The 20,001-nt window shown below is 56.5% G+C and carries 19 protein-coding genes and 1 tRNA gene; 12 read left to right on the forward strand and 8 right to left on the reverse strand.

All coding sequences use genetic code 11. The features are described 5' to 3' along the window. Positions 1-5: 5 nt before the first annotated feature. The gene (locus ACWPM9_RS19715; protein ID WP_484756243.1) at positions 6-1,391 is read right to left on the reverse strand and encodes a nicotinate phosphoribosyltransferase; all 1,386 of its coding nucleotides are present in this window, start codon (positions 1,389-1,391) and stop codon (positions 6-8) included. Between the two features lie 277 nt (positions 1,392-1,668). Between ACWPM9_RS19715 and ACWPM9_RS19720 the strand changes: the two genes are divergently transcribed. Next, on the forward strand, positions 1,669-3,330 hold the full coding sequence (locus tag ACWPM9_RS19720) for a hypothetical protein (protein ID WP_484756244.1): 1,662 nt from the start codon (positions 1,669-1,671) through the stop codon (positions 3,328-3,330). Between the two features lie 79 nt (positions 3,331-3,409). Here the strand turns inward: ACWPM9_RS19720 and rpsA are convergent, their stop codons facing one another. Together rpsA and cmk are read right to left on the reverse strand one after the other, a co-directional pair. Continuing rightward, entirely contained in the window at positions 3,410-5,110 is a 1,701-nt protein-coding gene (gene rpsA, locus ACWPM9_RS19725) for a 30S ribosomal protein S1 (protein WP_428186317.1), read from the reverse strand. A gap of 169 nt (positions 5,111-5,279) precedes the next feature. After that, positions 5,280-5,927, reverse strand: a complete 648-nt coding sequence (gene cmk / locus ACWPM9_RS19730) for a (d)CMP kinase (protein WP_484756245.1) — start codon at positions 5,925-5,927, stop codon at positions 5,280-5,282. 264 nt (positions 5,928-6,191) lie between these two features. On the opposite strand from cmk, the gene ACWPM9_RS19735 reads away from it, so the two are divergent. From ACWPM9_RS19735 to ACWPM9_RS19755, 5 genes are all read left to right on the forward strand, one after another. Further along, positions 6,192-6,578: a TIGR02300 family protein gene (locus tag ACWPM9_RS19735; RefSeq protein ID WP_484756246.1), complete on the forward strand. Its 387-nt coding sequence runs from the start codon at positions 6,192-6,194 to the stop codon at positions 6,576-6,578. Between the two features lie 151 nt (positions 6,579-6,729). Continuing rightward, a tRNA-Ala gene (locus tag ACWPM9_RS19740) sits at positions 6,730-6,805 on the forward strand. A 202-nt stretch (positions 6,806-7,007) separates the two neighbouring features. After that, entirely contained in the window at positions 7,008-7,922 is a 915-nt protein-coding gene (locus tag ACWPM9_RS19745; protein WP_484756247.1) for a metal-dependent hydrolase, read from the forward strand. Positions 7,923-7,936: 14 nt separating this feature from the next. Next, positions 7,937-8,755: a class I SAM-dependent methyltransferase gene (locus ACWPM9_RS19750; RefSeq protein WP_428186321.1), complete on the forward strand. Its 819-nt coding sequence runs from the start codon at positions 7,937-7,939 to the stop codon at positions 8,753-8,755. A gap of 28 nt (positions 8,756-8,783) precedes the next feature. Next, the gene (locus tag ACWPM9_RS19755) at positions 8,784-9,575 is read left to right on the forward strand and encodes a YdcF family protein (protein ID WP_484756248.1); all 792 of its coding nucleotides are present in this window, start codon (positions 8,784-8,786) and stop codon (positions 9,573-9,575) included. Positions 9,576-9,585: 10 nt separating this feature from the next. Here the strand turns inward: ACWPM9_RS19755 and ACWPM9_RS19760 are convergent, their stop codons facing one another. Both ACWPM9_RS19760 and irrA read right to left on the reverse strand, forming a co-directional pair. Further along, positions 9,586-10,056 (reverse strand): hypothetical protein, encoded by a 471-nt coding sequence (locus ACWPM9_RS19760; protein ID WP_428186323.1) that lies wholly within the window; start codon positions 10,054-10,056, stop codon positions 9,586-9,588. 149 nt (positions 10,057-10,205) lie between these two features. Continuing rightward, on the reverse strand, positions 10,206-10,616 hold the full coding sequence (gene irrA, locus ACWPM9_RS19765) for an iron response transcriptional regulator IrrA (RefSeq protein WP_484756249.1): 411 nt from the start codon (positions 10,614-10,616) through the stop codon (positions 10,206-10,208). A 322-nt stretch (positions 10,617-10,938) separates the two neighbouring features. Between irrA and fabA the strand changes: the two genes are divergently transcribed. From fabA to ACWPM9_RS19795, 6 genes are all read left to right on the forward strand, one after another. Beyond that, positions 10,939-11,454, forward strand: coding sequence for a 3-hydroxyacyl-[acyl-carrier-protein] dehydratase FabA (fabA, locus tag ACWPM9_RS19770; RefSeq protein ID WP_428186325.1), 516 nt, complete (start codon positions 10,939-10,941; stop codon positions 11,452-11,454). Positions 11,455-11,498: 44 nt separating this feature from the next. Continuing rightward, positions 11,499-12,722 carry a beta-ketoacyl-ACP synthase I gene (gene fabB / locus ACWPM9_RS19775; RefSeq protein ID WP_428186326.1) on the forward strand — a complete coding sequence of 408 codons (1,224 nt, stop codon included), beginning with the start codon at positions 11,499-11,501 and terminating at the stop codon, positions 12,720-12,722. 5 nt (positions 12,723-12,727) lie between these two features. Next, the gene (gene fabI / locus ACWPM9_RS19780) at positions 12,728-13,534 is read left to right on the forward strand and encodes an enoyl-ACP reductase FabI (protein ID WP_428186327.1); all 807 of its coding nucleotides are present in this window, start codon (positions 12,728-12,730) and stop codon (positions 13,532-13,534) included. Positions 13,535-13,615: 81 nt separating this feature from the next. Beyond that, positions 13,616-13,966 carry an ArsC family reductase gene (locus ACWPM9_RS19785; RefSeq protein ID WP_484756250.1) on the forward strand — a complete coding sequence of 117 codons (351 nt, stop codon included), beginning with the start codon at positions 13,616-13,618 and terminating at the stop codon, positions 13,964-13,966. Positions 13,967-13,974: 8 nt separating this feature from the next. Continuing rightward, the gene (gene ybaK, locus ACWPM9_RS19790) at positions 13,975-14,448 is read left to right on the forward strand and encodes a Cys-tRNA(Pro) deacylase (RefSeq protein WP_484756251.1); all 474 of its coding nucleotides are present in this window, start codon (positions 13,975-13,977) and stop codon (positions 14,446-14,448) included. Between the two features lie 140 nt (positions 14,449-14,588). Continuing rightward, complete coding sequence (locus ACWPM9_RS19795; protein ID WP_484756252.1) at positions 14,589-15,842, forward strand: aminopeptidase; 1,254 nt, start codon at positions 14,589-14,591, stop codon at positions 15,840-15,842. Positions 15,843-15,909: 67 nt separating this feature from the next. Here the strand turns inward: ACWPM9_RS19795 and ACWPM9_RS19800 are convergent, their stop codons facing one another. The 3 genes from ACWPM9_RS19800 to ACWPM9_RS19810 all read right to left on the reverse strand — a co-directional run bounded on the left by ACWPM9_RS19800 (position 15,910) and on the right by ACWPM9_RS19810 (position 19,953). Beyond that, positions 15,910-16,248 carry a hypothetical protein gene (locus tag ACWPM9_RS19800; RefSeq protein WP_484756253.1) on the reverse strand — a complete coding sequence of 113 codons (339 nt, stop codon included), beginning with the start codon at positions 16,246-16,248 and terminating at the stop codon, positions 15,910-15,912. Between the two features lie 139 nt (positions 16,249-16,387). Further along, positions 16,388-18,028: an exodeoxyribonuclease VII large subunit gene (xseA, locus tag ACWPM9_RS19805; RefSeq protein WP_484756254.1), complete on the reverse strand. Its 1,641-nt coding sequence runs from the start codon at positions 18,026-18,028 to the stop codon at positions 16,388-16,390. Between the two features lie 80 nt (positions 18,029-18,108). Then, complete coding sequence (locus tag ACWPM9_RS19810) at positions 18,109-19,953, reverse strand: hypothetical protein (RefSeq protein ID WP_484756255.1); 1,845 nt, start codon at positions 19,951-19,953, stop codon at positions 18,109-18,111. Positions 19,954-20,001: the final 48 nt, after the last annotated feature.

Below are 20,001 nucleotides of genomic sequence, written 5' to 3' on the forward strand. Positions count from 1 at the left end.
GGCATTCATAAGGCAGCGCGGGCGCGGATTTCGGCAAAGCTCAGATCCTTCAATAGCCTGCCATTTTCCCACACCGGCTGAAGCAGATTCTCGCGCCCGGCCAATTCATCAACATGCATGTCGAAAAGAGCGCCGTCAATTTCGGCAACGGCTCGACGTCCCGCTCGCGGCAGCTTTTCCTGCGGGTTTGGAGGCAGACGCGACATGTCGTGCCACTTGCCATCATCATTTTGCTTGGCACTGCATTTCATCGTGAAGGAATAGCTGTTCCTGTTCACTTTCTGCAGAAGTGAACCACCCATTCCAAAGGAAATGTTCTCGGCGGCAAAGCCCATACCCTCGAGCCTACCAAGAACCATGGTGATGTCTTGCGTCGTCAATCCATCGGCCTGCAGGACGCGCGCATTGCCATCGATGACCTTGTAGCCCTTGCTGTTCTGCTTCGTTCCGAAAGCATAAGCCAGCTGGGCGACGACCTGGACCGGCGTGTCGATCGGATCTCCGCTATCGGGGCGCACAATCAGTGTCGCGCCCGCATTGCGAACCTTGTCCTGCAATGTCTTGCCCCATATTTCGGCGACGGCATTGGCAATATCGAAGCTGTCAGACACCACCGAATAGGCGCCGAACTCCGAAAAGCTCTCGATCATGTTGGCATAGGCGTCGGTCTCCCGCTCAAGCCCCCAGGCGACCATCGTCGTATGCTCGGAAGCCGGGATGGATCTGCCCGCCATCTCCGCCCCGTAATATTTCCGGGCAGCTAGGATTGCAGCCAGCGTATCTGTGCGATGGAAATAGAGCAGATGCGCTGCCCCCCCCAATCCCGCCTGCTCCGCAGACGCTACGCCACGAGCACCAAAATCGCTGAGTGCCAGCGGAAGCATTTCCTGTGCATCATCAGAGGTGCTTTCATAAAGCGGCGCCAAAGTTTGCCAGATGCGGCGCGCATTGCTTGCGACGGTGGAAGGGTACCAGATGGCGCGCAGCAAGGCTGTCTCGAGGTAGCTTGTGACCCAAGGCAGTTTTGGATCCGTGTTGACGACCTGCACCATTGGCACATCACGACGCACTGCCGTACCTTCCGGCAGTGCATCAATCCTCAAGGGTAGATATCCGCCATGGGTATTGACGATGTATTCCCAGCCCTCCCGATTGAAAGGCTGGCCATGCAATCGGCTAATCTCTTCAGCCTCGGCGATATCGGCCGCCGTGATTGCGCGGGAGAGATGCTCCTTTAGAAACATCTGCAAACCGAAGAACACCACTTCCGGTCTGAAAGACTGACCACGGGTTGTGATATAGCCACTGATGGCAGAAATTTCCGGCGGATACTGCCTGAAGTGACCGAGCTTGTAGCTGTCCGTATTGAGTATCGGATTGGTGATGTTCATCGAGACTTCCGCTGATCCATTCAGGCTGACGCGCATTAGCAGCGCGTTTGATCCAACAAACTTATGTGACCTCCCCGGCACCGGCAAGGCTGCAGGCCGCCATTATGGTTAGCAACTTGTTAAGACTTTTCTGGCAAGCTTTCAGTTTGAAGACCGGCATATATGCACTCGATGCTCGTCCGCTGACCTTTGCAGGTTTGGCGGGAACACGCACCCGCCGCATGAGCGGCGTGAACTGCCTCTGAATTCCCAACCTTTACGTCCAAGGGAGCATTCCATGCTGCCTCCGCTATCGGCAACAGCCAGTACACCTCTGCTGTACAAGAGCCAGCGCTTCGATGTCGCTGCGGCGACGGCCGGCGTCTCACCGCAGGCTGAACAGTCCACAGCAATATCAGGGCTCGAGCTCAACGCAGCGATTATGGGGAAGCTGAACCTGCTGCTGCTGACCAGTGATGAGCGCATTGCACAGAATTTTTCGATATTGGCAGATGTCTTCGGTCGATCTCTTGGTCTGGCACGCAAGGACGGAGAAACCGCGGCAAGCTATGCCCAGCGCATCGTAGAGGCTTTGGCCAACCTTCCACCGGAGCGCCGCACGGTCATCGAAACGCAACTCGACCAGCTTTTCAAAGGTCTGAAGCTGCAGATGGTGATTGCAGCATTTGAAAACCCTTCCGGAACGGCCGCGACAGCCATGGCCCTCCACATTGAAGCAGATGCGTCCGACAGGGATCTCGCGACGAAGAGCGTGGTGACCACATATCTTCAAAATGACGCCGATGAGCGTCCTGTCTCGAACGTGCAGCGACCTAACCCTTCACAGGTCTCAGCAGCAAAATCGGCTCCGATCGCTGCCGAAACCGCCGCTGCCAGCGTCAAGCGAGAGGAAGCACCGGTCGCTTCACCTGGCATCGCAGTGCAGAAGCTTCCGGGAGAAGGCGGCACCACTCAGGCATCGCGTATGGAAGGGTCATCCCGAATTGAATCTGGAGAGGGGCGTATTCCCCAAACACAGTTGGAAAGACCCGGCTTGCCAAGTGCACTGACACGGGCTGCCGCCCTTCTGCCAAACCCATCTGTCCAAGGCGAGATGCAGGCCGATGCGGGAGACGCCGCAGGTCATCATCAAGACCGTCTACACAACAGCATTGGCTCTCAAGAAAAGGGTAGTGCAGTGTATGCCGCCCAGGCAAAGAGTTCCGCCCCAAGCGCGCAACAGATCAAGGCCAAGGCATCGCTTGCAATCGAGCAAACAGCTATCGGTCAACCGGATGCTCCACAGCCACAGAAGATCGAAACGCTCTATGCCCTGAAGGGTTGGCAAGAGGTTACAACACTCACCTCGCCCGGAAAGTCAGAGACCCCTCAACCGGACAGCCTCGGTAGATTTCTGAAGGCGAGCCTGTTTGCCGAGCCGATGACACGTGCGCAACGCACGCCCTTTGAAGCTGACGCGCGGCAGCCCATCGATCCGGGTAAAACAGACGAGAACGTCAAGGCTTCGCGCCAGGCACTTACACCGGATCCGGCCGAGGTCAAGACGGATGCGGAGCAGCAAAATGCCACGCGTCTGCGGGGTGACGCACTTGTGGCGGCCCTTGCAGAAAGCGCCGAGGCCGAATTGGCAGCGCTTTCCTCGACGCCAGCTGCCAGAAATGCCGCCGCACTGCCAATGGTGCATTATCTCTTTGCGCGAGATAACGAGCAGGAAACGCGAGCCGAGGAATTGAACTATCCCTTCCAGCATGGCGGAGGCGATGGTTTCGAGGATAAGGAGGAAAATCCTGAACAGAATTCCAGCGGCGAAGACGAGGATGCGATCGGCGTCGAATCTGTTGAAGCCGATTCCGAAGAGCCCGTCAGCCTCTCGCCTGGCGGAAGCGCTGAAGGGGAAAATGCCAACGACCTTTACTGGAAGATGGCCGGCTGGTCCTGACGCTTACTCGATCCTGAAAATGAAAAAGCCCGCCGGTCGTGATAACCGGCGGGCTTTCTTTTATCGATAGTCGTTCAGCTTATTCGGAGCGGTTCTTCAGAGCCGCGCCAAGGATATCGCCGAGCGAAGCGCCGCTGTCGGACGAACCGAACTGAGCAACAGCTTCCTTCTCTTCTGCGATCTCGAGAGCCTTGATCGACAGCATGACCTTGCGATCCTTCTTGGAGAAGTTGGTCACACGGGCGTCAAGGATCTGACCGACCGAGAAGCGCTCTGGGCGCTGTTCGTCACGGTCACGCGAAAGGTCGGCACGACGGATGAACGAGGTGATGTCGTCATGGTTGACGAGCTTCACTTCAATGCCACCTTCGTTGGAAGCAATCACTTCACACGAAACGACAGCGTTCTTGCGCAGTTCGCCAGAGGCTGCTGCGTCGCCGAGCGAATCCTTGCCAAGCTGCTTGATGCCGAGCGAGATGCGTTCCTTTTCGACGTCTACATCAAGAACGACGGCCTTGACCATGTCACCCTTGTTGTATTCCTCGATGACCTGCTCGCCCGGACGGTTCCAGTCGAGATCGGACAGGTGAACCATGCCGTCAACATCGCCTTCGAGGCCGATGAACAGGCCGAACTCGGTCTTGTTCTTGACTTCGCCTTCGACTTCAGCACCAGCCGGATGGCTGAATGCAAATGCCTGCCATGGGTTTTCGAGTGTCTGCTTGAGGCCCAGCGAAATACGGCGCTTGGTTGGGTCGACTTCGAGAACGACAACGTCAACATCCTGTGTAGTGGACAGGATCTTGCCGGGGTGCACGTTCTTCTTGGTCCAGGACATTTCCGAGATGTGGATGAGGCCTTCGATGCCTGGCTCCAGCTCGACGAATGCACCGTAGTCGGTGATGTTGGTGACAGTACCGGAGATCTTCTTGCCAACCGGGTACTTGGCAGCAATGCCATCCCAAGGATCCGACTCGAGCTGCTTCATGCCGAGCGAGATGCGGTGGGTTTCCTGGTTGATGCGGATGATCTGAACCTTGACCGTCTGGCCGATCGTCAGGATTTCCGACGGATGGTTGACGCGGCGCCATGCCATGTCGGTCACGTGCAGCAGGCCGTCGATGCCGCCGAGGTCAACGAACGCACCGTAATCGGTGATGTTCTTGACGACGCCTTCAACAACCTGGCCTTCTTCGAGGTTCTGAACGATTTCCGAACGCTGTTCAGCACGGGACTCTTCGAGAACCGTACGACGCGATACAACGATGTTGCCGCGACGCTTGTCCATCTTGAGGATTTCGAAGGGCTGCGGGTTGTGCATCAGCGGGGTCACGTCGCGGATCGGACGAATGTCGACTTGGCTACGCGGAAGGAAGGCAACAGCGCCGTCGAGATCGACCGTGAAGCCGCCCTTGACCTGGTTGAAGATAACGCCTTCAACGCGTTCGCCAGCTTCGAACTTAACTTCGAGCTTGATCCAGCTTTCTTCGCGGCGAGCCTTTTCGCGCGACAGAACAGCTTCACCGAGTGCATTTTCAATGCGCTCGACATAGACTTCAACTTCATCGCCGACGTTCAGCGAACCGTCCTTGGCCTTGGCGCCGAATTCCTTCAGCGGAACGCGACCTTCGACCTTGAGACCGACGTCAACGATTGCAACGTCCTTCTCGATCGCGGTCACGATGCCCTTGGCGACATAGCCTTCTGCCAGATCAGTCTTGGCGAAGGATTCCTCGAGCATTGCTGCGAAGTCGTCGCGCGTGGGTGTAGAAACAGTCATGAAATCTCCTAGTCGTGCCTCATGAGGACACGGAGCGCCGGTGGGCTAGTGTTAAATTTAACTGACATCTCCGTCCGCCTTTTTAAAAAGGCTATCCGGCGCGGGGACGGCGATGTCGGCTTTTTTTGTCGAATACAAAAACGGACCAGCCGCCATTCATATTCTCACTTCAAGGTTTCAGGGCCAGATCAATAATAGACTTAGCTGCCTTAAACGCGGCTTCTATACTCATTTCCGACGTATCAAGCAAGTGCGCATCCGCGGCAGGCTTCAATGGGCTGTCGGCCCGGCCCATATCGCGTTCGTCACGCTTCTTCACATCAGAGAAAATTTCACCGAATTCGGCCGTGCCGCCGGCAGATATAATTTCGTCAAAGCGTCGGCGCGCGCGCACCTCAGACGAGGCAGTGACATAAAGTTTCACCGGCGCATTCGGGCAAACCACCGTTCCAATGTCGCGACCGTCGAGGACCGTGCCAGGCTCTTTCGCTGAAAATCGCCGCTGCGCATCCACGAGCGCACGGCGAACTCCGGGCATGACCGCAATCTTGGATGCCGCCTCACCGATTTCATGACGCGCAAGGACGGACCGGTCGAGATCAGCAAGCTCCAGGTCACGCGCGATGCCTTCTGCAATTTCCTCGCTATCGAGAGGCAACCCCTTATCCAGCAATGCCTTGGCTGTTGCGCGGTAGGTCAGGCCAGTGTCGAGGTGATGGAAACCATATTCCTCGGCGATGCGCCGTGACAGCGTGCCTTTGCCGGCAGCAGCCGGCCCATCGATTGCGATTACGAAGCTTCCATTCAATGCACTCATCCCTGTTTTTGCCTGTCAGTTGCCGCTTAGATCATCGTCTCAACCGAATGTGGCCTATGCATATCCCTGCTATTGGGGCGGCTCGTTAGCACACTGCAGACGGTGCGTCATCCAGCAGCCGGGTCATGGGACATCGCGCAATCTGGAAGTTTATCTTTGACAGGACACTGCACAATGATTATGGGGACCGGCTAACAAATCGAGCGGCCCTCTGCCAATCGGACGGCACAGCCGTATTCACTCAGTGCTTCAAGAGGCTTGACAGTGGCTAAAGCGGGACTTGGAACAAAACGCACATGCCCGGACACGGGTAAAAAATTCTATGATTTAGGCAACGATCCAGTTGTTTCGCCCTACACGGGCAAAAGCTGGCCTCTGTCTTATTTCGAGGAAACTTCGGCTATTGCCGTTCTCGAAAAGGCTGAGGAAGAAGAAGTTGCTGAAGTCGATGCCGAGAACACCGATGTCGAAGTCACGACCGGCGACGAAATGAACGACAGCGAAGGCAATGACGATATCCCGGATATCGGCGATGACGACGTTGAAATCGACGACGATGATGACGACACCTTCCTCGAAGCCGACGAAGATGACGACAATGATGACGTTACCGGCATCGTTGGTGTTGGCGGCGACGACGACGACACCTAATTCGACCTGCTTTCGCCCCGCTTAAGGTGAAAACTTTTGCGGGGCGCGAATTTTCGGCTTGCCATCTTCCAAATGCGGAAGTAATAAGCCGCCACCGAACGGGCAGACGCCCCTCGGTTCCCGGAACCGGAACTTACCGGACCCAATTGATGGGGCTATAGCTCAGCTGGGAGAGCGCTTGCATGGCATGCAAGAGGTCAGCGGTTCGATCCCGCTTAGCTCCACCAAACTTTCTCAAAATGCTTTATGTTCGCCCCATGCACTTGGAAGCTTTGCACGATGCAGGGTCATTCGCTACGTGCGCCAAATCGGGCGTTGCTCCCTCGCCGTGCATTCCATATGCTGCTCGACAACATTTCATGTGCGTGAAACAGGGTGAGGATCTCGGGGCGAGGTAGCAGCTCGTGATTCGGAAAATGGGGTGATGAGATGGCACAGGCGGAAAACGTTCGTCAGCAAGCCAGGTGGGATGCAGCCGCGCCAGGCAATGACGATGAAGACATCATTCCGCGCGACATTCGATTCGGGATTCTGGAGAACCCGGTGCGCCATTGGCTAGGTGGTGATTTCCACAAGACTGTGCTGGCTGACGGCCTGTCGATTTTCCTGCCTGAGGGGGAGCGCTATTTTATCCGTTCGCTGAAGTTTTACGCGCCGAAGCTGAAAAACAAACAACTTGCGGACGAAATCAACGGCTATGCCGTGCAGGAAGCTTTTCATACCCGCGAACACGAAGCCTACAATAAGGCCTTGGTGAAACTCGGCTACGATGTCGAGGCCATGGAAGCCCCGGTCAAGCTAACGCTTGGTCGCGACAAGAAGCCTGTCTTTCGGCTCGCCGTGACATGCGCGATCGAGCACCTGACTGCGACCTTGTCGACTGTCACCTTGCGACACCCCGAATTTCTTGAAGACGCAGCTCCGGCATATCGGCGCTTGTGGATGTGGCACGCGCTGGAAGAACTGGAGCACAAGGCTGTCGCTCTCGACGTCTTGAAGGCAGCAACCCCCAACACGCCGGCCTGGCAGCGCTACCTGTTGCGCACAATGGCATTTAACGCCGTTGCCTGGCAGTTTTTGATGATTACGCTGCGCAATATGACGATCTTTGCCAAGGCCGACGGCATCAAGACCGGACCAATTTTCTGGTTGAAGATGGTCAAGGTTCTGTTCTTGTCGCCGGGTTACTGGCGTAAATGCGCACCTCTGGTGCTCAAATATTATCTGCCGGGCTTCAGCCCGGAAAACAAGGACGACGACGAATTGATTCATAAGGGCCGCGCATGGCTCTACACGGAATTTCAGGCATTAAAGGCCGATACCGCCGCCGAGCAGGCCGGCTGAAAGCAAGTTAGTTCATGAGCAGTCGTCTGTTTTCCAGGGTCCTCGACGTTACCACGCCTGGTCGTTATCCGCGCGCGCAGAAGTGGGTTTGGCGCCGTGTCTACAATGTGCTTAATCGCTTCTGGAGCGATGGCGACTGGCGTTTCATGAACTATGGCTACCTGCCCTTCGGCGAGCCTTTTCCGCTCAACGCAGACGACGAGCCGGAGCGTGCTTTTATTGGCCTGTACCAGCAGGCAGTCGAAGGTCTGCCGATTGGGGGGGCTCGCGTTCTCGAGATCGGTTCCGGCCGTGGCGGCGGATCACGCTATATCGCTCGCTACCATGGGCCAGCATCCATGACAGGGCTCGACTATTCGCCGGATACGGTCAAGCGGGCGCAGAGCCTCAATGGCGATACGCCGGTGCTGACCTTCGAGACTGGAGATGCCGAGGCCCTGCCCTTTGCCGACGGCTCTTTCGACATCATCGTCAATATCGAATCCTCGCATTGCTACGGCAATGTGCCCGCCTTCGCCCGAGAAGTGGAACGTGTGCTCAAGCCCGGCGGATGGTTTACCTTTGCCGATATGCGGCCAAAGAACCAGCTGAAGATTCTCAATGATCAACTGACCGTGCCCGGCCTCGAGCTGGTAGAAAGAAAGAACATCTCAAAGAATGTCGTCGGCGCGCTTGATGCCGCTGATGCTCGTAAACGCCAGCGCATCGAGCGCTCATGGTTCATGAAGCGTTTTATGAAGGAGTTCTCCGGTTCAAGGGGGTCGCAGCTCTACAAGGGTCTGTCCAATGGTCAGATCGTCTATGAGGCCCGGCGCTACCGGAAGGAAGGCTAACGCCGCCTTGGACGCTTGAGAGACCCGCATGTTTTTGCTGTCTAAGATATTCTGGCTGGTTGCCCAGCCACTTTCGCTGACATTCCTGCTGCTTAGCGCAGGCACCATTCTGGTCGCATTCAAGTGCCGCCTTTCTGGCGTAGCTATTCTGTCCTCTGCTTGCCTTTTACTCTTCGTCACGCTTTTTACATCGACCGGCTCTGTTGCGCTGCAGGCGCTGGAGAACCGGTTCCCAAAGCCTGACGCCGATCCAGCTGATCTCCAATGCATGATTGTGCTGGGCGGCGCCTTCGAGACGGAAGTCACCAGCAGCAGAGGCGGCATCGAGGTAAACCAGGCCGGCGATCGCTTTGTGGAAGCGCTGCGGCTGGCGTTGAAGTATCCGCAGGCGACCATTCTGGTTTCGGGTGGAGATGGCTCGCTCAGCGGTGATTACGAAGGAGACGCTGATGTTTCACGACGGTTTCTCACGGAATTTGGTGTCCATCCGGGCCGATTGATGGAAGAGGATGCGTCTCGCACGACGTTCGAAAACGTCCAAAACACCAAAGGACTTCTCGCGCCTTCGTCACTCTCCGACTGCCTCCTGATCACATCGGCGTTTCACATGCCGCGTTCCATCGGACTGTTCCGGAAGGCTGGTATTCCGGTTCAGCCCTGGCCAGTCGACTATCGCACCAGCGGCAAGGTTGCGCTTCGGCTGGACTTTACCCAGCCGACATTAAACAGCCAACTTATGTCCACGGCGCTTCGGGAATGGATCGGGCTTGCAGCCTATTATCTCACGGGTCGGACCGACGCGCTGTTGCCCTCTGCGTGAAAGGCGGTCGCTATTTCTTTGAGATGGTCAGGAACTTGGTTCCCTTGACCCGGACCGTCATTTCACAGGGCTTGCTGTCGGTGCGGTCGCAGAATTTCGGATGCATCTTCAAGACGAAGACCATGTTGCCGAAACGCTTGATGAAGTCGTAGCCATACATTTGGGCGGTGGCGATCATGAAATAGCCGCCTTCTTTCACCTGCAAATAGAAATTGTAGGGGCAACCCTCTTCGCTGCAATCGGGACCTGGATCACCGTCACAGATAATCGAACCCTCATTGACCACCATATCGGTGATGCCGTCATTATTGATATCTATTCGACTGATGAAGTCAGCACCATATTTCACGCTCTCGCAACGCTTTTCGAAATGCTGCCTTTCATACAGTTCCGGGTCGCGCAGCAGCTTTTGCTGCGCGTGCACGGCTGTGGCGGAAAGGATCAACATCAGGTTCAGCAAGAGGGTGAATGCGAGACGCAAGGCTTTCTCCGCGTATTGGCTCCAGACAAATGGCTACCCAAGCATACTATTCGGGCCTTGCGCGTCTCTTAACAGCACGCAGCATAAAGTCTTAGCGCTCGTTTTCTGTAACAAGCCACCTACCAAACCCAAATCTCGGGAGGGAATTGTCAGCGCGCCTTTGGCCGCAGACGGATGACCACATCGACATGGGCGACTTCCATGCCTTCCGGTGGCTCAGGCAAATTGCCGATCTCGAGATTGCTCACCGGAATATCGAGAACCTCGTTCTGGCCCTCGATGAAAAAGTGATGGTGGTCGGACACATTGGTGTCGAAATAGGTCTTTGCGCTCTCAACCGCAAGCACACGAATAAGGCCAGCCTCGGTAAATTGATGGAGGGTGTTGTAGACGGTGGCCAAGGATACGGGCACGTTGGCGGCGATTGCCTCCTCGTGGAGTTCTTCCACCGTCAGGTGACGATCACCCTTGGCGAAAAGCAGGTCCGCGAGAGCGACACGTTGTCTTGTCGGACGGAGACCCGACTTTCGCAGTTTCGCTTCAACTTGCACCTTTGGCACACACTCCATTCGCCATGGGCACCGGCTTGCCGGCCCTTCTGGTTGATATACTGCTGCTGGATATAACTTCTAAGAGCGCGTCTTTCAACAGTTTTCCAAGCTCCCTATATGGGGCAAACGGTTGCAATTCGAATGATTTGACGTATTTCCCTCTGGCCGAAGCCAATTGCTTCCTGTATGCGACGGCGAGTTCAAACTCTAAGGGCGATAGGGTCAGGACAACGAAACACTGGAGCGGGAATCAATGTTCCGCTTCAATTCGCCAAGATCTTGCTCTACATCTCCGATGGCTACGACAGCCGAGGGGGAGGAGAAAAAGTATATGACAGACAGACAATCCAGCTTCAATTATGACGAGATTCTGGCCTGCGGCCGTGGGGAGCTTTTCGGCCCCGGCAACGCACAGCTTCCTCTGCCGCCCATGCTGATGGTTCACCGCATCACCGACATTTCGGAAACTGGCGGAACTTTCGACAAGGGCTATATCCGAGCCGAATACGATGTGAAGCCTGATGACTGGTACTTCCCTTGCCATTTCCAGGGAAATCCGATCATGCCCGGTTGCCTGGGCCTTGACGGAATGTGGCAAATTACCGGCTTCTTCCTTGGCTGGCTTGGCGAACCAGGCCGCGGCATGGCTCTTTCCACCGGCGAAGTCAAATTCAAGGGCATGGTTCGCCCGGAAACGAAGCTCATCGAATACGGTATCGACTTCAAGCGCGTCATGCGTGGCAGGCTCGTGCTTGGCACAGCCGATGGCTGGGTCAAGGCTGACGGTGAAGTTATCTATCAGGCGACAGACCTTCGCGTTGGTCTGTCCAAGGACAAGGCCGCTTAAAGAGCTGGCCCACGCGAAGGCGTGAAACGAGAAAAGGTCTTATCATGAGACGGGTTGTTGTTACGGGTCTCGGAATTGTTTCCTCGATCGGACGCGATGCTGCAGAAGTGACGAAGTCCCTGCGCGAAGCGAAGTCCGGGATATCATTCTCTCCAGATTTTGCTGAGCATGGCTTCCGCTGCCACGTATGGGGCAAGCCGGACCTCGATCCGACTGACCTCGTTGATCGCCGCGCAATGCGCTTTCTGTCGCAAGGTGGTGCCTGGAACCACGTGGCGATGAAGCAGGCGATTGCCGATTCCGGACTGGAAGAGTCCGACTATAGCGGCAATGAGCGCACCGGCATCGTCATGGGTTCAGGTGGTCCTTCTACACGCACCGTGGTCGATGCGGCCGAAACCACGATCAAGAACAACAGCCCCAAACGCATTGGCCCATTTGCCGTGCCGAAAGCCATGTCGTCGACGGCGTCTGCGACGCTTGCCACATGGTTCAAGATCCATGGCGTGAACTACTCGATTTCGTCAGCCTGCTCGACGTCGGCCCATTGCATCGGCAATGCTGCAGAGCTCATCCAATGGGGCAAGCAGGACATCATGTTTGCCGGCGGTCACGAAGATCTCGACTGGACCATGTCGAACCTGTTCGACGCGATGGGTGCCATGTCCTCAAAGTTCAATGACACGCCAACTACAGCATCCCGCGCCTACGACGTCAGCCGCGACGGCTTCGTCATCGCTGGTGGTGCTGGCGTTCTGGTTCTTGAAGAGCTGGAACATGCAAAGGCCCGCGGCGCGAAGATCTACGCAGAACTGACCGGCTATGGCGCAACATCCGACGGCTACGACATGGTTGCCCCCTCAGGCGAAGGCGCAATCCGCTGCATGCGACAGGCGCTTTCGACTGTCAAAGGCAAGGTCGACTACATCAATACCCATGGTACTTCGACACCGGTGGGCGACAGCAAGGAGATCGGCGCAATTCGCGAGGTCTTCGGACAGGATATTCCTCATGTCCAGTCGACCAAGTCTCTGACGGGCCATTCGCTCGGCGCAGCCGGCGTGCAGGAATCGATCTATGGCCTGCTAATGATGCAGGAGGGCTTTATCGGTGAAAGCGCGCATATCACCGAGCTCGACCCTGAATTCGACGGTGTGCCGATTGTTCGCGAGCGTATCGACAACGCCAAGATCGACACGGTCCTTTCGAACTCCTTCGGGTTTGGCGGCACGAACGCCACGCTGGTCTTCCAGCGTCACAACGGGTAACGCCTATGAACGGTATCATGCAGGGCAAGCGCGGCCTCATTATGGGCGTCGCCAACAGCCATTCGATTGCCTGGGGCATCGCCAAGACACTTGCCGCTCAAGGCGCTGAGCTTGCATTCACCTATCAGGGGGATGCTCTGGGCAAGCGGGTCAAACCGCTTGCGGCCGAACTTGGCTCGGATTTTGTGCTGCCTTGCGATGTCGAGGATCTCGCATCCGTTGACGCGACCATGGCCGCGATCAAGGAACGTTGGGGCAAGATCGATTTCGTCGTTCACGCCGTCGGCTTTTCCGACAAGAATGAGTTGAAGGGCCTCTATGCCGATACGTCGCGTGAGAACTTCGTGCGCACGATGGTAATCTCCTGCTTCTCCTTCACGGAAATCGCGAAGCGCGCAGCGGAGTTGATGACCGATGGCGGCTCGATGCTGACGCTGACCTATAATGGTTCGCAGCGGATCATGCCGAACTACAACGTCATGGGCGTTGCCAAGGCAGGACTAGAAGCCTCGGTGCGTTATCTGGCTGGCGATTACGGCCCGCGCGGCATTCGCGTGAACGCCATATCAGCCGGTCCGATCCGTACGCTTGCTGGCGCCGGTATTGCTGATGCACGCGCCATGTTGTCATGGCAGCAGAAGAATTCACCGCTGCGCCGGACCGTGACAATCGACGATGTCGGTTCGTCAGCGACCTACCTGCTTTCGGATATGTCGCGTGGTGTGACCGGTGAGGTGCATTTCGTCGATTCCGGTTACAACATCACGTCTATGCCGGTGCTGGACACCATGGAGGCTGCCGAGAACGAGTAAGTCTCAGCGTCACGCTTGCGCTTCCGGCGCTTTGCCGGGAGTCGCCCTTTCCTTAATAATTCTACTCAGTCGGTGCGCTTGATGACCCTCACGATCTACGGAATCAAGAACTGCGATACGATAAAAAAGGCCCGTCAGTGGCTGGATGATCATGGGCAAGCTTACGTGTTCCATGACTACAAGTCGGCAGGCATCGACCGTCCATCGCTTGAGATCTGGGCTGAAAAAGCCGGTTGGGAGGTTCTGCTGAACAAGGCAGGAACGACCTTCAAGAAGTTGCCGCCCGAGGCAAAGGCCGATCTCGACCAAGACAAAGCAATAGCGTTGATGCTTGAGCAACCCTCGATGATCAAGAGGCCGGTTCTTGTCTCGGATGACCGGCTGATCGTCGGGTTTAAGCCAGACACTTACGACACTTTCTTCTCTGAGTAACGAGCGCAATGTCCAAGACGACGCGCGCTACTCAAGTCCTCGACAAGTCCGGTATTTCGTTCACCGTTCACACCTATGTTTACCAGCCAGCCACAGAGCGCATTGGCATTCAGGCCGCGGAAGCGTTGGGCGAAGACCCGTCTCGGGTTTTGAAAACGCTGATGGCTGAGCTTGATGGCAAACCGGTCTGCGTGATCGTGCCCTCCGACCGCGAAGTCAGCATGAAGAAGCTGGCTGCTGCCTTTGGCGGCAAATCCGCATCAATGATGAAGCCGACGGATGCAGAGCGTTTGACGGGATATCATGTCGGCGGCATCAGTCCGTTCGGCCAGAAGAAGCCCGTTCCGACAGCGATGGAAGTGGAGTCACTGGACCATTCGCTGGTCTATTTGAATGGTGGTCAGCGGGGCCTGCAGGTGAGGTTAGATCCCAGAGATGCGCAGCGGGTTCTACGGGCTGTGATCGCGGCACTGGTCGCTTGACGAGGGTGATTTTCTGAGCACGCTCCTTCTGCGCCTGCCCCCTTGGGCATGATTGCGGCGATAATTTTCGTTTCGCGCTTCAATTTGGCGGCAAAGGCTCTTAAGTCTCTAGCCATACGTTAACGAAAGCCGGAAATGTCATGACCGTATTGCCAAGATTTGAAACATCCATCGATCCCGTCAAACTGGAAAAGCTCGCGGAAGTCGCTGTACAGGTTGGGCTGAGGCTAGAGCGTGGACAGGATCTGGTCATGACCGCGCCGATGGCGGCTCTGCCCCTCGCACGCCTGATCACCAAGCATGCCTATATGGCGGGCGCCGGAATTGTCACGACGTTCTTTGCCGATGAAGACATGACACTTTCCCGTTACGCACACGCACCGGACGAGAGCTTCGACAAGGCGTCCGGCTGGCTCTATGACGGCATGGCCAAGGCCTTCGAAAATGGCGCTGCACGGCTTGCCATCGCCGGTGACAACCCGATGATGTTGTCCGCGCAAGATCCGGCGAAGGTGGCCCGTGCCAACAAGGCAAATTCAATGGCATACAAGCCAGCGCTCGAGCACATATCCAATTTCGACATCAACTGGCACATCTGCTCCTATCCCAATCCTGCATGGGCAAAGCTTGTCTTTCCGGGCCTTGCTGAAGAGGAGGCCGTGAAGAAACTGGCCGATGCGATTTTCGCCGCGTCACGGGTCGATGTGGCGGATCCGATCGCTGCCTGGGGCGATCATAATGCTCAGCTGCGCAGCCGTTCCACGTGGCTGAATGGCGAGCGTTTCTCAGCACTGCATTTTACCGGTCCGGGTACCGATTTGAGGGTTGGACTTGCTGACGGCCATGAATGGCATGGTGGCGCATCGGTTGCGAAAAACGGCATCACCTGCAATCCGAATATTCCGACGGAAGAGGTCTTCACGACACCGCATGCGCTCAAGGTCGAAGGCACGGTATCCTCGACCAAGCCGCTCTCGCATCAAGGCACTCTGATCGACGACATCAAAGTGCGTTTCGAAGGCGGTCGTATCGTTGCGGCGAAAGCCTCCAAGGGCGAAGAAGTGCTGCAGAAAGTTCTTGATACCGATGAGGGTGCGCGACGTCTTGGAGAGGTGGCCTTGGTTCCGCACTCGTCACCGATCTCGGCATCCGGCATCCTGTTTTACAATACGCTGTTCGACGAAAACGCGTCGTGCCACATCGCCCTTGGCCAATGCTATTCCAAGTGCTTCCTCGACGGTGCCTCGTTGTCACAGGAACAGATCACGGCGCAGGGCGGAAATTCGAGCCTGATCCATATCGACTGGATGATCGGTTCCGACAAGGTCGACATCGACGGCGTGAGAGCCGATGGCAGCGTGACGCCGGTCATGCGCGGCGGCGAATGGGTTTGAGACAATAAATATTTTATGCCCCTACTACGAAGGCAGGGGCATCTCTTTTTCCCAACCGCCTTATTAATCAGCGGTAGTAGATAACATGTCCGCCATTTGCGGCGGTGTCGACCTTCAGGACATTGTGAACGGCGATATTGCGCCTATCCAGTGCCGCCAACAACGCCGGATCGCTGGACACGTCTGCCTGCGCCTCTTTGATCGTGACCGGAAGCGGATAAATTGCCAGCGCTTCTCCAGAACGGCCATGGCGTCGGCTATCCTGTCCCACCGGAACTGCAATGACACCGTCATGATAATCCTTGCCGAAGATAATCTCGGCAATCCTACTTTGATCAGCATATGCCGATGGTGTGGCCGCCGCGAGGGCAGCCAGAACAATAAACAAGGCAGCAATGGTCTTCATTGGGGAACTCCTGATGATGATGCCGTTTCAACAGGAGATAGGGCGGCCGGAGCCAAAAAAGAATGGGGACTGTCAAAATCAGACACCCGCGAGCTTCTTGGGATCCCAGATGCATGCCCATACGGCATCCAAGCAAACCTCAGAAAAGGCTGCCCTGTTTTGGCGGCGGATTGTCGCTGACGGGACTCCGCTGCTTTGCTTCCTTGACCGAGGACTTGGCCGCAGCCGCCTTTTTCGGGCTCGCTCCACCGCTGCCCGCCACCGGACCGCCAGCGCCTTCTCCGGTCACCGCATCAACGCGGCCATCACCGAATTCAATGGCAATCCGCTGGCCATCCAACAGAGACGCAGCGCGAGATACCGGCTTGTCGCTTTCATCCCGGATTACCGCATAGCCACGATTGAGCACATTTTTGTAGGATAGCGACTGCAACATGCGCTCTTGGGCAGACAGCATCTGACGTGCGCGGCGCAGGTCGTTGCTGACCGCGCTTTCGGCGCGACGGCTCAGAGCATCAAACCGATCACGGCTGCGATCAATCTGCGCCGTTAGTCTGGATGGCACGGCACTCAGTGTTGCATCAAAACGATCAAGACGCGCGCGCTGGCGGTCGATAAGACGCTCAAGAATGCGATCGGAGAGTGCAGAGCGTTCATTCAGGCGATTTCGCCAATCGGAAAAACGGCGCGACAGCGTGTCGGGCGTCAGGCGGGTCGCCACCTTTTCGAAGCCGTGACGCTTGGCGATGGTGTTGCGCTCCAACCCTCTGCCAAGGCCCGCTGCGGCTTCATCGAAACGACGGCGCGGAAGAGCAAGCAATTGATCGAGCGAGGGAAGCGCACGGGCAAGGGCGCGCACATTCTGGCGGCGCAAATCCATCTGCCGGCTTGAGGCACCCGACAGACGAGCCGCAAGGTTGGCGACCTGAGCTTCGAGCTCCACCTTGACCGGAACGGCCATCTCCGCAGCGCCTGTTGGCGTCGGTGCCCGCACATCGGCGGCATAATCGATCAGTGTCCAGTCTGTTTCGTGTCCGACGGCCGAAATCAGCGGTATTTCGCTGGCCGCCGCCGCCCGCACCACGATTTCATCATTGAAGCCCCACAGATCTTCCAGACTGCCACCGCCACGCGCGACGATCAGGACGTCCGGACGCGCGATTGGTCCTCCAGGCGTCATGGCGTTGAAGCCATTGATGGCACTGGCAACTTCGTGCCCGCAGCCCTCGCCCTGCACCTTGACCGGCCAGACGACGACATGGACCGGGAAACGGTCCGATATACGGTGCAGAATATCGCGGATAACGGCACCTGTCGGTGACGTCACCACACCAATCACTTTGGGCATGAACGGCAACAGCTGTTTGCGCGATGCATCAAACAGGCCTTCGGCACCCAGTTTGCGTTTCCGCTCCTCGATCAGCGCCATCAAGGCGCCGGCGCCGGCAGGTTCAATGGTTTCGATGATGATCTGGTATTTTGAGGACCCAGGGAACGTCGAGACCCGGCCGGTTGCAATTACCTCCATCCCCTCTTCGGGACGGTGCTTCAGCTTGGAGAAATTGCCCTTCCAGATCACGGCATCGATGCGCGACCGGTCATCCTTCAGGGCAAAATAGGCGTGACCTGATGAGTGCGGACCGCGATAGCCAGAAATTTCACCACGCACCCTCACATGATCAAATGCGGTTTCAACCGTCCGCTTGATCGATCCGGAGAGTTCGGACACCGAGAATTCGGTGAGATTGGTGGGCGAATCATCGCTTAACAAATTGGCCATGCCTTCTCGTAACCCAAAACCGGGCCAAGATCAGTACAGGCAGGCAGGCCGGACACAATTTTCAGGCGCCAACAAGGACGTTATTTCAAGTCAGGCAGCTCGACCTGGTAGATCTGGAACCCCGATTCTGGATCCTTTGGCAAAGCCTTCAGATAGGCAGGCACCTCTCCGCGGCTCAGCGCCGCATACAGACCGTCAGGCTTCATCGCGATGATCATTTCCGTCTGCACATCATCCGGGCAAAAGGCTATCGTCGCGACGTCTGCACCGCGCAGGAACGCATCCGCTTCGTCTGGCTGCGCAAGACCGATATGCAGTTCGGTGAGCATACCGCCTTGATTGCGATGGTAGGGAGCGGAGAGAACCCTGTTTTCGGTAAACCGAAGTATGTCGACGCCACTGTTCGACGGTGCCGCCACCAGACCTGGCTTCAGGCTTAGAAGTTGCTGCATTGATCGGCGGGACGTGCAGCTCGTTGGCGAAGTGTCTGTGCCTGAGGATATTACGTTCTCCATCCTGTTGGTGAGACCGGCCGTCCCTTCGGTCAGCATGGTCCCACCAAGCGCCCAGAAACTCGGCACCGAAAAGAGTGTGGCCGTGACGAATGCGAAACCCTTCGAGACATTTTCCGAATCTCGATTGGATATCTGGCGAAGCTCACTGACCAGCAAGGCCGATGGCACGATTGCAACCAGATTGAGAAAGATCGAGCCTCGTACCTGAACAAACGCAATCAACGCACTGACCAACAGGAGAGGCAGCAACAGTGCGTGCAATTCAACACGATCACGTTGCCAGATGCGGAATCCACAAATGGCAATTGCGAAAAGACCGGGTGCATAGAAGCCGCCAACGATTCCAGGATCGTTTCTCAATTCGGAAAAGATGGATTGCGCTTCGCTCACATTGTCCAACCACAATGTGACAAGCAGCGGATCGAGACTGCTGAGCGGATTTCCAATGCATTGCGGCGCGAGCGTCAAAGCCGCGCCAGCCATCAGCATTCCGTCAAAACCGAGGATAGCAAACCGCACAAGCCTGCCAAAACGACTGGTAAACAGTACTGACAGGAGAAGAACGAGCCCGCCGATTGATACAAGCCCGTAATAGCCCAGAGAAAGACTGTCGCAGGTGACCTGTGAATATCGGCTGGCCGGTACTGTTGCGAAGAACAAAACAGAGATGCTGACGGCAATTGCAACGGAAAACGCCATTGCAGGGCGGGCAAAAGCGACGCCATGCCATGCCCACATCACAGCAACCACGAGGCAAACCGTGACGATCAGCGGTGTGGTCTCTGCACCGATCGCGATGGCAAGGGCTGAGGCGAAGCCAGCGACTGCAAAGCTAAGCGCCCGTCTTCGCGGGTCAACCAGCATGGCAAGGATGATCGCGACCAGGCCAAGCTGCACATTATGATGGTCAATGGAGCCGGGAAGGAAACGATTGCTGGTCAAAACCATGAGTACCGTAAAGCCCATGGTTATGTGCATCGTCTGTGCGCTTCCCACGCGACGACCGGCAAGGCCGATACCGGCTACGAGCGGAATGACGAGCACCAGAGGCCAAACGGCAAGTGCTGCTGCCTCAGCGCTTTCCGGCGCAAGAAACAGCTTAAATGACATAATCAACGCCGCGATTGGCAGATCCACCAATCGCGACCAATGCATCAAGGTGCCGCCATCGAGGCCCAGCCGTTTCTGCACGAGATCGAACCAGCCCTGGCCTGCTAAAAAATCACGAACCTGCACGAGACGCATGACGTCATCATTGTCCTTACCAACATAATCGTTGGACCAGGGCAGGGTTATCGCCAGGAGGGCCAAAATGAGAAGCGCGCTGTAAACCAGAACGGACGGCCAATAGTAACGCCAGAATGAAAAACGCTCCCGCTTAGATGTCTCTGCATCTGCACTGCTTGCCATATCGCCTGTTCCTGCCGGCGACTGGGTGTCCGGCGAAAATATCTCATA

This window comes from Agrobacterium sp. H141 (assembly GCF_057158725.1).

What these genes read in the sequence shown, in the direction of transcription:
- rpsA (WP_428186317.1), bottom strand. Translation starts at nt 5,110, where the DNA reads ATGACTGTTTCTACACCCACGCGCGACGACTTCGCAGCAATGCTCGAG.
- ACWPM9_RS19750 (WP_428186321.1), top strand. Translation starts at nt 7,937, where the DNA reads ATGAGCAGTCGTCTGTTTTCCAGGGTCCTCGACGTTACCACGCCTGGT.
- ACWPM9_RS19795 (WP_484756252.1), top strand. Translation starts at nt 14,589, where the DNA reads ATGACCGTATTGCCAAGATTTGAAACATCCATCGATCCCGTCAAACTG.
- ACWPM9_RS19810 (WP_484756255.1), bottom strand. Translation starts at nt 19,953, where the DNA reads ATGGCAAGCAGTGCAGATGCAGAGACATCTAAGCGGGAGCGTTTTTCA.
- fabB (WP_428186326.1), top strand. Translation starts at nt 11,499, where the DNA reads ATGAGACGGGTTGTTGTTACGGGTCTCGGAATTGTTTCCTCGATCGGA.
- ACWPM9_RS19715 (WP_484756243.1), bottom strand. Translation starts at nt 1,391, where the DNA reads ATGAACATCACCAATCCGATACTCAATACGGACAGCTACAAGCTCGGT.
- ACWPM9_RS19800 (WP_484756253.1), bottom strand. Translation starts at nt 16,248, where the DNA reads ATGAAGACCATTGCTGCCTTGTTTATTGTTCTGGCTGCCCTCGCGGCG.
- fabA (WP_428186325.1), top strand. Translation starts at nt 10,939, where the DNA reads ATGACAGACAGACAATCCAGCTTCAATTATGACGAGATTCTGGCCTGC.
- fabI (WP_428186327.1), top strand. Translation starts at nt 12,728, where the DNA reads ATGAACGGTATCATGCAGGGCAAGCGCGGCCTCATTATGGGCGTCGCC.
- xseA (WP_484756254.1), bottom strand. Translation starts at nt 18,028, where the DNA reads ATGGCCAATTTGTTAAGCGATGATTCGCCCACCAATCTCACCGAATTC.
- ACWPM9_RS19745 (WP_484756247.1), top strand. Translation starts at nt 7,008, where the DNA reads ATGGCACAGGCGGAAAACGTTCGTCAGCAAGCCAGGTGGGATGCAGCC.
- ACWPM9_RS19785 (WP_484756250.1), top strand. Translation starts at nt 13,616, where the DNA reads ATGACCCTCACGATCTACGGAATCAAGAACTGCGATACGATAAAAAAG.
- ybaK (WP_484756251.1), top strand. Translation starts at nt 13,975, where the DNA reads ATGTCCAAGACGACGCGCGCTACTCAAGTCCTCGACAAGTCCGGTATT.
- ACWPM9_RS19755 (WP_484756248.1), top strand. Translation starts at nt 8,784, where the DNA reads ATGTTTTTGCTGTCTAAGATATTCTGGCTGGTTGCCCAGCCACTTTCG.
- ACWPM9_RS19720 (WP_484756244.1), top strand. Translation starts at nt 1,669, where the DNA reads ATGCTGCCTCCGCTATCGGCAACAGCCAGTACACCTCTGCTGTACAAG.
- cmk (WP_484756245.1), bottom strand. Translation starts at nt 5,927, where the DNA reads ATGAGTGCATTGAATGGAAGCTTCGTAATCGCAATCGATGGGCCGGCT.